This is a genomic window from Zavarzinella formosa DSM 19928 (assembly GCF_000255705.1).
GTDB classification, from domain to species: Bacteria; Planctomycetota; Planctomycetia; order Gemmatales; family Gemmataceae; genus Zavarzinella; species Zavarzinella formosa.
The window spans coordinates 87,399-99,920 of the sequence record NZ_JH636440.1; the positions used below are offsets into that span (position 1 = coordinate 87,399).

Below are 12,522 nucleotides of genomic sequence, written 5' to 3' on the forward strand. Positions count from 1 at the left end.
TTGTCGATGATCAAAACCCCAAGAGCCCCACTGCGTCAGCGGTGGGGATGGCAACTGCCCTTTGAAAGCCACCCCCACCGCTGACGCAGTGGGGCTCTTGAAATTCAGCAAATTGTGTGAAGTGGGGTCAAGGAAACCGCAAGTTTAACCCGCCCTTGTGTTGAGGGGCATTCCCCGTTCATCGCGTACTTCCAAGCATGCCCGGATGGCGTCTTGGGCGTTGGCGATCGCCTCGTCCTTGGTGGTGCCCTGGCTGACACAACCGGGGATGGCGGGGCAGTTCACGATCCAGACTCCGTCTTCATCCCGGTCGATGTTCACAACAAATTTCATGTGCTGGTTCTCCTTGAATGTTCATTCTCCACGCCCCGCCAAACCCTGTCAACGAAAAGCGACTTCGCTTTTCTTCCCGGTCTTTTCTTGAACCGGCCGGGCCGACCGGGTAAACTTTCTCCCATTCCCACCCGACGGGCTTGTTGGCCCGTTCTCCCGTTTGTTGGCCGGCTTCCGCGACACTTTTTCCGGGGACATTCATCATGTTGGACCGTCGTCACTTTATGCAACATTCGGCCGCCATCACGGCGGCGATGGCCGCTTTGCGGTCCATGCCTGTCCGTGCCGAGGAACCGGCGCCGGCAACCAAAAAATACGGGGCGAACGACAAAATCCGCGTCGCCGTCGTTGGCGTGCGGGGCCGGGGCATGAGCCATGTCGGCGGGTTCAACGGCGTGAACGGGTGCGAAATCGTCACCGTTTGCGATTGCGACGAGAGCGTGATCGGCAACGCCGTGACGGCCATCACCAAGAAGACCGGCAAGCCGGATTACGTCAAAGACATTCGCAAGGTATTGGAAGACAAATCGATTGACGTGGTCTCTTTCGCCACGCCGAACCACTGGCACGCCCTCGGGGCCATTTGGGCCATGCAGGCGGGCAAGCAAGTCTATGTCGAAAAGCCCGCCAGCCACAACGTCGTCGAAGGCCGGCGAATGGTGCAGGCCGCCCGCAAGCACGACGCCATCTGCCAGGTGGGGACGCAAAGCCGGTCCAACCCCGGAATGCGAGCGGCCGTCGCCGCCATCCACGCCGGAAAGATCGGCGCCGTGAAGACCGCCTATGCCACCTGCTACAAGCGTCGCGGCAGCATCGGCAAAGTGGCAGAACCGACGGCGGTCGCCAAGAGCGTCGATTACGATCTGTGGTCCGGCCCGGCCCCGATTCTGCCGATCCAACGCAAGAGCATGCACTACGACTGGCACTGGATCTGGGCCTACGGCAACGGCGACCTCGGCAACCAAGGCGTCCATGAAATGGACAAGGCCCGTTGGGGACTTCAGGTGAAGGGGATGCCGAAATCGGTGATGAGCGTCGGCGGCCGGTTCGGCTATGTCGATGACGGCGAAACGGCCAACACCCAGCTTTGCGTGTTCGACTACGGCGATTCGGAAATGGTCTTCGAAGTTCGCGGCCTCGCCAGCGAAAGCCCCTATCCGGCCGGTGTCGGCGGGGGAGCCAAGGGAAGCAACTTCGTCGGCAACATCTGGTACGGGGACAAGGGAACCGTCGTGTGCCCCGGTTACAACAACGGCGTCCTCCTCGACCCGGACAACAAGGTTGTTGAAAAGTTCTCCGGCGGCAGCGACGCCGACCACTTCGCCAACTTCGTGAAGGCTGTCCGCAGCCACAAGAAGGAAGAGTTGAACTGCGAAATCGAGGAAGGCCATCTCTCGGCCGCCCTGTGCCATCTGGCCAACGTCAGCTATCGCCTCGGGGAAGAGAAGACGCTCGGCGAACTCAAGGAAATCGGCTCCAGCAAGCAGGCCAACGCGGCCCTCACCCGCATGGTGGCCCACTTGAAGGACAACAACGTCGATCTCATGAAGACGAAGTGTCACTATGGCCCCAGCCTGATGATGGACAACGCCACCGAACGCTTCTCCGGCAACAACCCCAAGGCCAATGAATTGCTCGGCCGGGAATACCGCAAGGGATTCGAGATCACGGAAAAGGTGTGACATTGTGACAATGTTACATGTCACAATGTCACATGTAACATTGTGACGGGGGTCAGGCCCGTGGTATGATCGATCTTGAATAACCAAGTGAGACAGGCCATGAGTCCGACCTTCGGCGAACTTGGAATCAATCAACTCAGCGCGGCGCAGCGGATTGCGTTGGCGCTTGAAATTTGGGAAACACTCGGGGATGAACGTCCCGCCGGACAACTCACCCCTCGTCAACGGGCAGAGTTGAATCGACGGGATGCCGAGTTGGATGTTCATCCCGAGAAAGCCTTGACTTGGGAGCAGATCCGAACGGCGGTGGAGAATCGCCAGTGAGTCTGCCACTGGAGTTTCATCCCGATGTGCAAGATGAGATCGATTCGGCTTATCGCTGGTACGATCAACGACAGATGGGGTTAGGGACGGATTTTCTTGATGCCGTCCAGCTTGTGCTGTCCGAAGTGGCGGTCCATCCGGCGAGATACGGATTTGCCGAGCGAGACATCCGCGAAGGGTTGCTGACTCGCTTTCCCTATGCCGTGTATTATCGAGAACTGGCGGATCGGATTCGAGTGCTTGCCGTCTTCCATACCTCACGCGATCCGTCGCGTTGGCAATCCCGTTCGTAGTGACGCTTGGAAACGGTTCCCGCTGGCGAACCACTTCCCCTATTCTTTTCCCCGCTGGTTTTCCATGATCCGAACCGTTTTCACATTATTGATTCTGGCATCGATCCTTCATGCCGACACTCCAATCCCCAAACCCACCCAGCCCGATGAGCCGATGGCTCCGGCGTTCTCGGCCACGAAGGCGGCCGCTTACATTGATGGCGTTTCGTTGGCGTGGACGCGGGAGCGCAAGTGCATGACTTGTCACACCAATGTGCCGTACATGCTGGCCCGGCCGTTGTTGAAGACGGGGGACGAGTCGGCTGTGAAGGAGATTCGCGGCTTCCTGGAGGCAACGGTCAAGAAATGGGAAACCGGCAAGCCACGCACGGACTATGAGGTGCTGGCCACCGCGTTTGCCCTGGCCGGGAACGACCGGCAGACCTCAGGGAAGCTGCAACCGGCGACCAAGGCGGCCCTTGACAAATCATGGACGCTGCAAAAGGCAGACGGTTCTTGGAATTGGCCCGATTGCGACTGGCCGCCGCTCGAACACGATCAGTTTTACGGCGTCGCCTTCATGGCCGTCGCCGTCGGACTGGCTCCGGACAAGTATGCCGAGACCCCGGCCGCCAAGGCGGGCCTCGAAAAAATGCGAGCCTATCTGAAAAAGAACCCGCCGACCGAAACCCATCACCGGATGACGCTGCTATGGGCCGCCACGCTGGGAATCGATGGCTTTCTGACGGACGAAGAGAAGAAGCAGACGGTGGTTGAACTGCTGAACAAGCAACAAGCCGACGGCGGCTGGAACCTTCCCTCGCTGGGGCCGTACACCAAACGCAAGGACGGAACCGAGAACAAAATGGACGCCCCCAGCGATGGCTACGCGACCGGCTTCACGCTCTACGTGCTGCGACAAGCCGGCATGAAGACCGGCGATCCGTCGATTGAAAAAGGGTTAAAGTGGGTGCTGGAAAACCAACGCGAGTCGGGCCGCTGGTTCACGCGATCCGTCAAGGCGGACAAAGCCCACTACATCACTAACGCCGGTAGCGCGTATTGCGTGCTGGCGTTGGATGCGTGCGGCGTGAAGATGACGGGGCGGAATGACCAATGACCAATGACCAATGTCCAATGAAAATCTGTGAAGCCGCGACGCGGAGTCCTCGGAGCGGAGCGCGAACTGAAACCTGCCAAATGCTCCCACCTAAATCTCCGGTCGTCGTCAGCGGGAAGTCTTTGTTTTCGGCGAAATTGTTTCGTGGGTTCCAGTCCGCGCTCCGCTCCGAAGACTTCGCGTCGCGGCTTCACAGGTTTTCATTGGTCATTCTCCTTTTCCTAACTTCCTTCACCCAAGCCCAACCGCTTGATTTCGACAAGCACATCGCCCCCCTCATCGCCTCCAAATGCCTCGACTGCCACTCCGGCCCCAAGCCCAAAGGTGGGTTGGATCTGTCCCGCAAAGACAAAGCCTTCGCCCGGAAGAACATTGTCGCCGGGAAACCGGACGATAGTCCCTTTTGGCAACGCATCGCGGACGGGGAGATGCCGCCGAAGAAGCCGTTGCCGGAGGCCGAGCGGAAGTTATTGAAAGATTGGATCGCCGCCGGGGCCGCTTGGGGGACCGATCCCATCGATCCGTTCCGGTTCACGTCCGCATCACGGGCGGGATACGATTGGTGGGCGCTCAAGCCGGTCGAACGGCCGGCCGTGCCGGTGAATGACGGATCAACGGTGATTGATCGGTTCTTGATTGAGAAGCTGAACGAGGCGAAGCTGAAACCGTCGCCGATGACGGATAAACGAACATTGATTCGTCGGCTGACTTATGATCTGACCGGGTTGCCACCGGCGCCCGCCGAGGTCGAGGCGTTTCTGAAGGACGAATCTCCGGCCGCTTACGAAAAGCTGGTGGATCGGTTGTTGGCCTCGCCCCACTTTGGGGAACGGCAGGCGCGGGCGTGGATGGATGTGGTTCGCTTCGGCGAGAGCGACGGCTTCGAGCGGAACATGGGCCGCAAGACCGCCTGGCCGTATCGCGATTGGCTGATCCGGTCGTTCAATGCGGATGTGCCTTATGATCGCTTTGTCAGACTGCAACTGGCCGGGGATGTGTTGGAACCGGCCAGCCCGGAGGCCGTTCGGGCGACCGGGTTTCTGGTTGCGGGTGTCCACAACACGGTGCTTGGCTCGGATGAAATGCGGATCATCGCCCGGCAGGATGAGTTGGAGGATCTGGCCGGGGCCGTCGGGCAGACGTTTCTCGGGCTGACCGTCAATTGCGCCCGCTGCCACGATCACAAGTTCGATCCCATCTCGCAGAAGGATTATTACCGCTTCGTCTCGGCCCTCAGCGGCGTCGCCCACGGCGAACGGCCTTTGCCAGATGAAGGAAGAGACCGCAAACTGGCGGACCTGGACAAGTCGGCGACGGAAGTGAAACTCGCGCTGACCGCGATTGAGACCCTGGCCCGGCAGGCCATCCTCGGGCAGGCGGCGGCCGAGCCTGTTCCGACGGCCGTCGCCGCGTGGGACTTCCGCAAGGGGTTGAAGGATCTCATCGGCACACTGGACACCAAACCGCATTTGGAAGTGAAGCTGACCGAAACCGGGGCCATGCTGAACGGCAATATGTTCCTGCGCACGCCGCCGCTGGCGTTCGCCGTGCGGGCGAAAACACTGGAAGCTTGGGTGAAACTCGACAACATCGAACAACGCGGCGGCGGGGTGATGTCGATTGGCACGCTTAACGGCGACGTATTTGATTCCATCGTGTTCGGCGAACAAAACCCGGCCCATTGGATGGCCGGCAGCAACGGTTTCCAACGCACGCAATCATTCAACGGCTCCCCGGAGAAGACGCCCGAACTGGTCCACGTCGCCATCACTTACGCGGCCGACGGAACCATCACCGGCTACCGCGACGGCAAGCCTTACGGCAAACCGTATGTAGCCAAGGAGGTCGTCGAGTTTGCCGCCGCCAAGACGGAGATCCTCTTCGGCTGCCGACATCTTCCCATCGGTGGCAACAAGATGCTATTGGGGACGGTGGCAGCCGCCCGATTATATGACCGGGCGTTGACCCCGGAGGAAGTGGCCGCCTCGCACCGACTGAACGGGCAAATCATCAGCGACGCGGAGATCAACGGCAAACTCAACGAAGCGGATCGCGCGAAGCGAAAGCAACTGCAAGCCAGCCTCGCCACCCTGTACCGTGAACGCGATGCCTTGCGCAAGGTCGCCAGTGAAAAAGCCTATCTGGCGACGACCACCGCCCCCGGCCTCACGCGGGTGCTGCTGCGGGGCCAGGTGACGGACCCGGCCGAGGTGGTGGCCGCTGGGGGGATTTCCTCCGTGATGAAGCCCTCCCCGGAGTTCAACCTGAAACCGGACGCCCCGGAGGCCGACCGGCGCCGCAAGCTCGCCGAGTGGATCACCGGGCCGGAAAACCCGCTGTTTCCGCGAGTGATGGCCAACCGCATCTGGCATTCGCACTTCGGCGTCGGCCTCGTGGAAACACCGAACGATCTCGGCTACAACGGCGGCCGCCCGTCGCATCCGGCCTTGCTGGACTGGCTGGCGGCCGAGTTCCGGGCCGGTGGCTTCTCGATGAAGAAACTGCACAAGACCATCGTGATGTCCGCCGCCTATCGGCAGACTTCCGCGATTCGCCCGGAAGCCCAAGAGAAGGATGCCGACAATCGCCTGTTGTGGCGAAAGAAGCCAAGCCGGCTCGATGCCGAAAGCCTGCGGGACACACTCCTGTCAGTGGCCGGTTTGTTGAACCCCGAGATCGGCGGCCCGAGCTTTAGCGACTATCAAGAAACCTTCCTCAACGGCACCACCTACTTCGAGCCGGCCGATCCCGTCGGCCCGGAGTTCCATCGTCGCAGCGTCTATCGTTTCCGGCCTCGCGGCGCCAACGTTGGCCTGCTCGACACCTTCGACTGCCCCGACCCTGCCTCGGCCGCCCCCCGCCGCGCGATGACCACCACGCCGTTACAAGCGCTGGCTCTCTGGAATAACGGATTCGTCTTGCGCATGGCCGATGCCACCGCCAAACGAATCGAGGCGGAACTGCCCAAGGAAACAGCCGAGGGAAAGATTCGCCGTCTGTGGCAATTGACCCTGCAACGAGAACCATCGGCCGACGAAATCAAACTGGCCGGGCCATTGATGCAAAAACACGGGTTGAAAGCCCTTTGCCGGGCGGTGTTTAATGGGAACGAGTTCATGACGGTGGAGTAGAAATCACTGTTTTGTTGAGAGCTTGGGTCCGGAGGGTGTCTTGAATGCCTGAGTTCACGGAACACGTTAAGTTGCCCATGCTCACTAGGCAAACGACTTTGGCCGAGTACGAGGCATTCTGGTGCATGGATAATTTGGAACGATTTCGTCCGGAGATTAGGGATCGAATATTGAAGAGACGGGTGGAAGTGGCCGAGTTGCTTCTTTTTGGCGGTGAAACTTGGGAGTGGTCTCAAGGACGAGATTTGGCGGCTCATGGCGGACTGGCCATTGTGAATAACGGCGTGATCGTCCGGGCTTGGCAGGATTGGAAATCGTAAACCTTTGTTGATGCGTCAGGTTTGGAAAGAACCCCATGCAAACCCCCGACCGCCGCGAACTCTTCCACTTCGGCCTCTCCGGTCTCGCGGCCACCGCCGCCATGCACTTGCTTTCCGGTGAGGGGCAGGCGAAGGCCGTCACTCATCACCCGGCGAAGGCGAAACGGGTGGTGCAGATTTCGCTGGTTGGCGGGTTGTCCCATGTCGATTCGCTCGATCACAAACCGGCGCTGACCAAACAACACGGCAAAAGCCTGCAAAGCACTTCCAAGCCGGATGTGTTCTTCGGCCAGGTCGGGTTGCTGCGCAAGCCGGATTGGGCATTCACCCGGCGGGGCAAAAGCGGTCTTTGGATGTCCGACCTGTTTCCTGAGATCGCCACTTGTGCGGATGATTTGACGGTCATCAACTCCATGACGGCCGAATCGGCCAATCACACCCCCGCCCTGTTCGTGTTGAACAGCGGCTTCCAGTTTAACGGCTACCCGGCCCTCGGAAGCTGGCTTTCCTATGGCCTTGGTTCCGAAACCAGCGAACTGCCCGCGTTCGTCGTGTTGCCGGATGGCCGGGGGGAAGCCAACGGGGCCGCGTCCAACTGGACCAGCGGCTTCTTGCCGGCCGAGCATCAGGGCGTCGTCTTCCGAGGCGGGGCCAGCCCGGTGCGTGATCTCTTCCCGGAGAAGCCTGTCACCGCTGATGAGGAACGCGACACGCGGGGCGTGCTGGATGAATTGAACAAACGCCACGCCGCCGCCTCGCCGCTTGACACCACACTGGCCGCCCGGATTCGCAGTTATGAACTCGCGGCCAAAATGCAATTGGCTGTGCCGAAGGTGGCGAACATCGACAGCGAACCGGAGAGCATTCGCCGCTTGTACGGCATCGACCAAAAGATCACCGAAGACGCCGGCCGGCGTTGTCTGCTCGCCCGGCGGCTGTTGGAGCAGGGCGTCCGCTTTGTGCAGGTCTATTCCGGCGGGCCGATTGGCGGCTCCCCGCGAACAAGTTGGGACGCCCACGAAAACGTCGGCGAGAATCACGGGTTGGAGGCCCCCCGCATCGACCGGCCGATTGCGGGATTGCTCAAAGATTTGAAACAACGTGGAATGCTCGCGGACACGCTGGTGCTGTTCACCACGGAGTTCGGCCGCACCCCCTTCGCCCAGTCGGCCGCCAACAGCGTCGGCCCCGGCCGGGACCACAACCGTTACGGTTTCTCCTGCTGGCTCGCCGGCGCCGGCCTGAAACCGGGAATGGCTTACGGGTCAACCGACGAAATCGGCTGGAAAGTCGCCGAAAAACCAGTCGCCTGGCACGACTTCCACGCAACGGTCTTGCATCTGTTAGGCTTGGACCACGAACGCCTGACGTTCTACCACAACGGCATCAAACGCCGGTTGACCAATGTTCACGGGGAAGTGGTGAAAGAGATTCTGGCGTGAGGCAAGACAATTGAAATTGTGCGATATTTGCCTTGATCGAGGGATTCCAAATCATGGAAAATTGGACGGCGAGCCCCCTCTGTTCGAGGCGGCGACGTTCCTTGGTTGATCATCACATTCATTGCCGACTTTTGTGGCCGGTGTCCTTCATGCCCCGCCGTCGTTTTGTCGGGAATGGTTTGACAGCCGGGGCCGGGTCGGGTAGCCTTCCCCCCGGCGGTTGATCTCCCCCGGTTTGTATCCTAAATCCGGTCATCCCCGCGAGGATGGTTCATGGAATGGTTTGAGGATGAGGTTCGCGCTCTGGAAGGCTCGTCGTCGGCTCCGGCACCGGGGCAGTTGCCGGTTGCGTTTTATGGCAGTTCGTCGATCCGGCTTTGGGGATCGCTGACGGAGGATTTTCCGGGTCTCCGGGTGGTCAACCTCGGCTTTGGCGGCTCGACCCTTGCGGCCTGCGCCCATTTTTTCCGGCGGATCGTCATTCCCCGGCGGCCGCGCGCGCTGGTGGTCTATGCCGGGGACAACGATCTGGGCGACGGCCACAGCCCGGAGCAGGTGCTGGAATCGCTCCGCGCCCTTCTGCATCAGACAGACCAGTTGCTTGGGCCGATTCCGGTGGCTTTCCTCTCGATCAAGCCCAGCCCGGCCCGCTGGCACCTGAACGACCAGATTCGCCGGGCAAATGATTCCACGCGAGAGGAGATCACCCGGCGGCCGGGGGGGCGGTTCATTGATGTCTACCCGCTGATGCTCGGCCACGACGGCCGGCCCCGGCCGGAACTCTATGAACCGGACGGCCTCCACCTCACCTCGCTCGGCTACCGGCTTTGGGCGAGGGAAATAACGGCGCATGCGGCCGATTTTTTCTGATTCTTCACGGCAATTTCAACCACTCACATGTTGTCCCGGTTTAAAGTCGAAAGAGATGAACCGGGAATACCATCGCTGGCACAGCCCGAATCTCGGGCGGGACATGGAGCTGCTGGTCTTCGGCCACGCCGGGACTCGGGTGGTCTTCTTCCCGCCTCGCCTCGGCCGGTTCTTCGACTACGAAAATTGGGGCGTCGTCCATTCACTTCGGCCGCAGATCGATCGCGGCGAGATTCAACTTTTCTGCATCGACAGCATTGATGCCGAGAGTCTGTATTGCCGGTGCAAGCCCCCGCGAGAACGGATCAACCGCCACGAAAGCTACGAGCGATACGTCCTTGATGAAGTCTTGCCGCTGACGAGTTGCATGAACCCCAATCCCTTCGCCAGCGCGATGGGTTGTAGTTTGGGGGCTTACCATGCCGCCAACATCGCCTTGCGGCATCCCCATCGCTTCGGCAAACTGGTCGCCCTGAGCGGCCGATATGATCTGACACAATCAATCGAACATTTTCACGACCTGTTCGGCGGCTATTACGACGACTCGGTGTACTACCACACCCCCTGCCACTTCCTCCCCAACCTGCGCGACCCTCGTCCGCTGGATGAAATCCGGCGGCTCCAGATCATCCTGGCCGTCGGCGAAGAGGATCCTTTCCGCGACAGTAACCACCGCCTCAGCGACGCGCTCCGCGACAAAGGCGCCCACCCCGCTTTGCACTTCTGGCGAGGCCGCGCCCACCGCCCCGCCGAATGGCGCCAAATGGCCCCGCTGTATGTGTGAGGGGCTTGGGTGGAGAAACGAAAGGCATTAACCACAAAGACGCAAAGGTCACACAAAGTTTCACAAAGAACAAAGCAAAACAACAAGCGAAGTTAAACAAGAAAGACCAACGGGCAAAATCAACAATTACTGTTAATTTGATTTTGCTTTGTAACTTTTTGTCTTTACTTTGCTTGTTGTTTTCACATGGTTTTGGTCTTCTTTGTGAAACTTTGTGTGACTTTTGCGTCTTTGTGGTTAATGCCTTTCGTTTCTCCACAGCGCCTATTCCCGGCTTCGGCCTCATGCCCAAGCATCCCGCACTTGCCCGCCCCGGCATTCCGGGTTAGCATGGTGATCGCTTCACACCCTCTCGTCCGGGGCAAATCGCCATGAACATCCTCATCAGCCTGATCCTCGGCGTTCTGCCAGTGGCGATCCAGGACCCAAAGATGGCGGCGTTGGTCCGGCAACTGGGGCATCAGTCGTTTGCCGTGCGGGAGGCGGCCGCGCGGGAACTGGTGAAGGCCGGCACGGCGGCGGTTCCCGCCCTGACCGCCGGGATAAAGAACGGCGATCCGGAGGTGGCCGGGCGGTGCAAGCAACTCTTGCCGCTCGCGGCCTCCTTCGAGTGGAACCAGAAACTAGCCGCATTCTTGAAGGAACCTTTCGGCCCGTCGCCGAAGGGGCTTGCCGGGGCGGAACGCTTCCTCAAGATCACCGGCGACACCAAAGACACCCGGCGGCTTTACGCAGATATGATGGTTACCCACCATGCCATTATTGAGTCGTTGGAGACCGGCCCGGCGGACGTTCCCCGTCAAATGTTTGAGTTCTGGCGAGAGTCAAGGGACCGGATGCTACGAACAATCGCGGTCGGCGAAGACTCATCTGACTCATTCCTGACGGATCGCGGACAAGTGGCCATGTTCCTGTTTGTCCGAAGTGATCCGCGGTATGACGACTCCTTGTGGGAAAGAAATTCCGCCACGATGTTTCTGTTGAATGCCTCAAGACTGGAAAAATCGCTGGTTGGGCCGGAGGAAGTTCCCGGCATGAAAAAGCTGTTTCTTCACTGGCTGGCGGCCGAGAAGCGGGAGAATGAAATGCTCACGGCCTATCGAATTGCCAAAGAGGGGGAGATGAAGGAAGCCGTGCCGTCGGCGTTGAAGGCGATCAACGACACCAGCTTGAGCACGCTCTACCGCGCCAATCTCATGGTGAATTTCCTGACCGAGATGGGGGACCGCGAACATGTCAAGAATCTGACGCCGTTGCTCGCGGAAGAAAGCGGGAGCCTCGGTTCATTCGATGTCGGCGACGGCGCGACGGTGAGTCCCCTGCTGCGGGACGTGGCTCTGGGCGTCAGTGTCCATCTGGCCGGCCAGAAACCCTCCGAATTTGGCTTGAGCATCGGCGACCATGAGAATGCCATATTCGGAGGAGATTTCCGAAAGTACGGTTTCATCGATCCTGCCTCGCGGGACAAGGCCCAAGCCAAATGGAAGGCGTGGCTGGCCAAGCAGGAACCGGCGCCGAAGAAGTGAGCATTAGCCCACATCCCCGGCCCTCCCTCATAATGGGCCATTTTCAATGACCCAAAATCGCTGCGCATTTGTCCAAAATCATTAAGCGACCCCTTTGTTTTGCCGGGGTTTTTGAAAAATAGTGTTCAGTTGGCCCACTGTTTTTGACCACTTTTTGGGTCTGAAATGGTCTGAAAATGGTCGCCGGAAGCGTGTTTTTCGCCTTTACAAATCACTTTGGGACCGGTTTTTGACCGGTTTGAAAATCCGAAAACCGCAAGGGCTGTAGCGTGTGGGGCCATTTCTCGTGAAGCCACGACACGAAGGTTTGGCGAGGCGGCTCGTTACATGCTTGGCCTTGCGTCCCGTTCGGCGGGAGTTTACGCTGTCTCACGTCCGGTCAATTCACGCAAGGAAGACGACATGAAAACGCGGAATCGAATCGCCTTGATCGCCGGGATGGCGCTGGTGTCGGCCTGCGGGGCGGCCATTGCCCAACTTCCGGCGGGCTTCGTGGAAGCGCCCCCGACCCCGAATATTGTGCCCGGTCCGCCCGGTCATGTTCCGCCGCTGGCGCCGCTCGCCGGTCCGGTGCCTGCCGGCCATTATCCGACGCCCTCCATCGCGCCCGCCGGTTATATTCCGCCGGCGGTGGCACCCGGCCGCGCCGCCCCGGTCAAGCCGGAAGAGATGAACATCGACCAGTTGATTGACGCGGTGAAGTCTCTTCGCGCCGAGA

The 12,522-nt window shown here is 59.9% G+C and carries 11 protein-coding genes and 1 pseudogene; 11 read left to right on the plus strand and 1 reads right to left on the minus strand.

Going from position 1 to position 12,522, the window contains the following annotated elements:
* Positions 1–144: 144 nt before the first annotated feature.
* The gene (locus BGIM_RS0110915) at positions 145–333 is read right to left on the minus strand and encodes a type II toxin-antitoxin system HicB family antitoxin (protein ID WP_020469818.1); all 189 of its coding nucleotides are present in this window, start codon (positions 331–333) and stop codon (positions 145–147) included.
* 203 nt (positions 334–536) lie between these two features.
* Between BGIM_RS0110915 and BGIM_RS0110925 the strand changes: the two genes are divergently transcribed.
* The 11 genes and pseudogenes from BGIM_RS0110925 to BGIM_RS64785 all read left to right on the plus strand — a co-directional run.
* Entirely contained in the window at positions 537–2,015 is a 1,479-nt protein-coding gene (locus BGIM_RS0110925; RefSeq protein ID WP_020469820.1) for a Gfo/Idh/MocA family protein, read from the plus strand.
* A 99-nt stretch (positions 2,016–2,114) separates the two neighbouring features.
* Complete coding sequence (locus BGIM_RS0110930; protein WP_020469821.1) at positions 2,115–2,339, plus strand: addiction module protein; 225 nt, start codon at positions 2,115–2,117, stop codon at positions 2,337–2,339.
* Positions 2,336–2,632: a type II toxin-antitoxin system RelE/ParE family toxin gene (locus BGIM_RS0110935; RefSeq protein ID WP_020469822.1), complete on the plus strand. Its 297-nt coding sequence runs from the start codon at positions 2,336–2,338 to the stop codon at positions 2,630–2,632. Before BGIM_RS0110930 ends, BGIM_RS0110935 begins: the two co-directional genes overlap by 4 nt.
* 64 nt (positions 2,633–2,696) lie before the next feature.
* Entirely contained in the window at positions 2,697–3,731 is a 1,035-nt protein-coding gene (locus BGIM_RS49840) for a prenyltransferase/squalene oxidase repeat-containing protein (RefSeq protein ID WP_020469823.1), read from the plus strand.
* 203 nt (positions 3,732–3,934) lie between these two features.
* Entirely contained in the window at positions 3,935–6,862 is a 2,928-nt protein-coding gene (locus BGIM_RS0110945) for a DUF1553 domain-containing protein (protein ID WP_238537596.1), read from the plus strand.
* A gap of 44 nt (positions 6,863–6,906) precedes the next feature.
* Positions 6,907–7,182, plus strand: a complete 276-nt coding sequence (locus BGIM_RS0110950; RefSeq protein ID WP_020469825.1) for a hypothetical protein — start codon at positions 6,907–6,909, stop codon at positions 7,180–7,182.
* Between the two features lie 35 nt (positions 7,183–7,217).
* Positions 7,218–8,624: a DUF1501 domain-containing protein gene (locus tag BGIM_RS0110955; protein WP_020469826.1), complete on the plus strand. Its 1,407-nt coding sequence runs from the start codon at positions 7,218–7,220 to the stop codon at positions 8,622–8,624.
* Positions 8,625–8,897: 273 nt separating this feature from the next.
* A complete protein-coding gene (locus BGIM_RS0110960) occupies positions 8,898–9,494 on the plus strand; it encodes a GDSL-type esterase/lipase family protein (RefSeq protein WP_020469827.1) in 597 nt (198 codons plus the stop codon).
* Positions 9,495–9,549: 55 nt separating this feature from the next.
* On the plus strand, positions 9,550–10,278 hold the full coding sequence (locus BGIM_RS0110965) for an esterase family protein (RefSeq protein WP_020469828.1): 729 nt from the start codon (positions 9,550–9,552) through the stop codon (positions 10,276–10,278).
* A gap of 371 nt (positions 10,279–10,649) precedes the next feature.
* A complete protein-coding gene (locus tag BGIM_RS0110975) occupies positions 10,650–11,804 on the plus strand; it encodes a hypothetical protein (RefSeq protein WP_020469829.1) in 1,155 nt (384 codons plus the stop codon).
* A 402-nt stretch (positions 11,805–12,206) separates the two neighbouring features.
* Positions 12,207–12,522, plus strand: a pseudogene (locus BGIM_RS64785) (hypothetical protein); the annotation flags it as partial.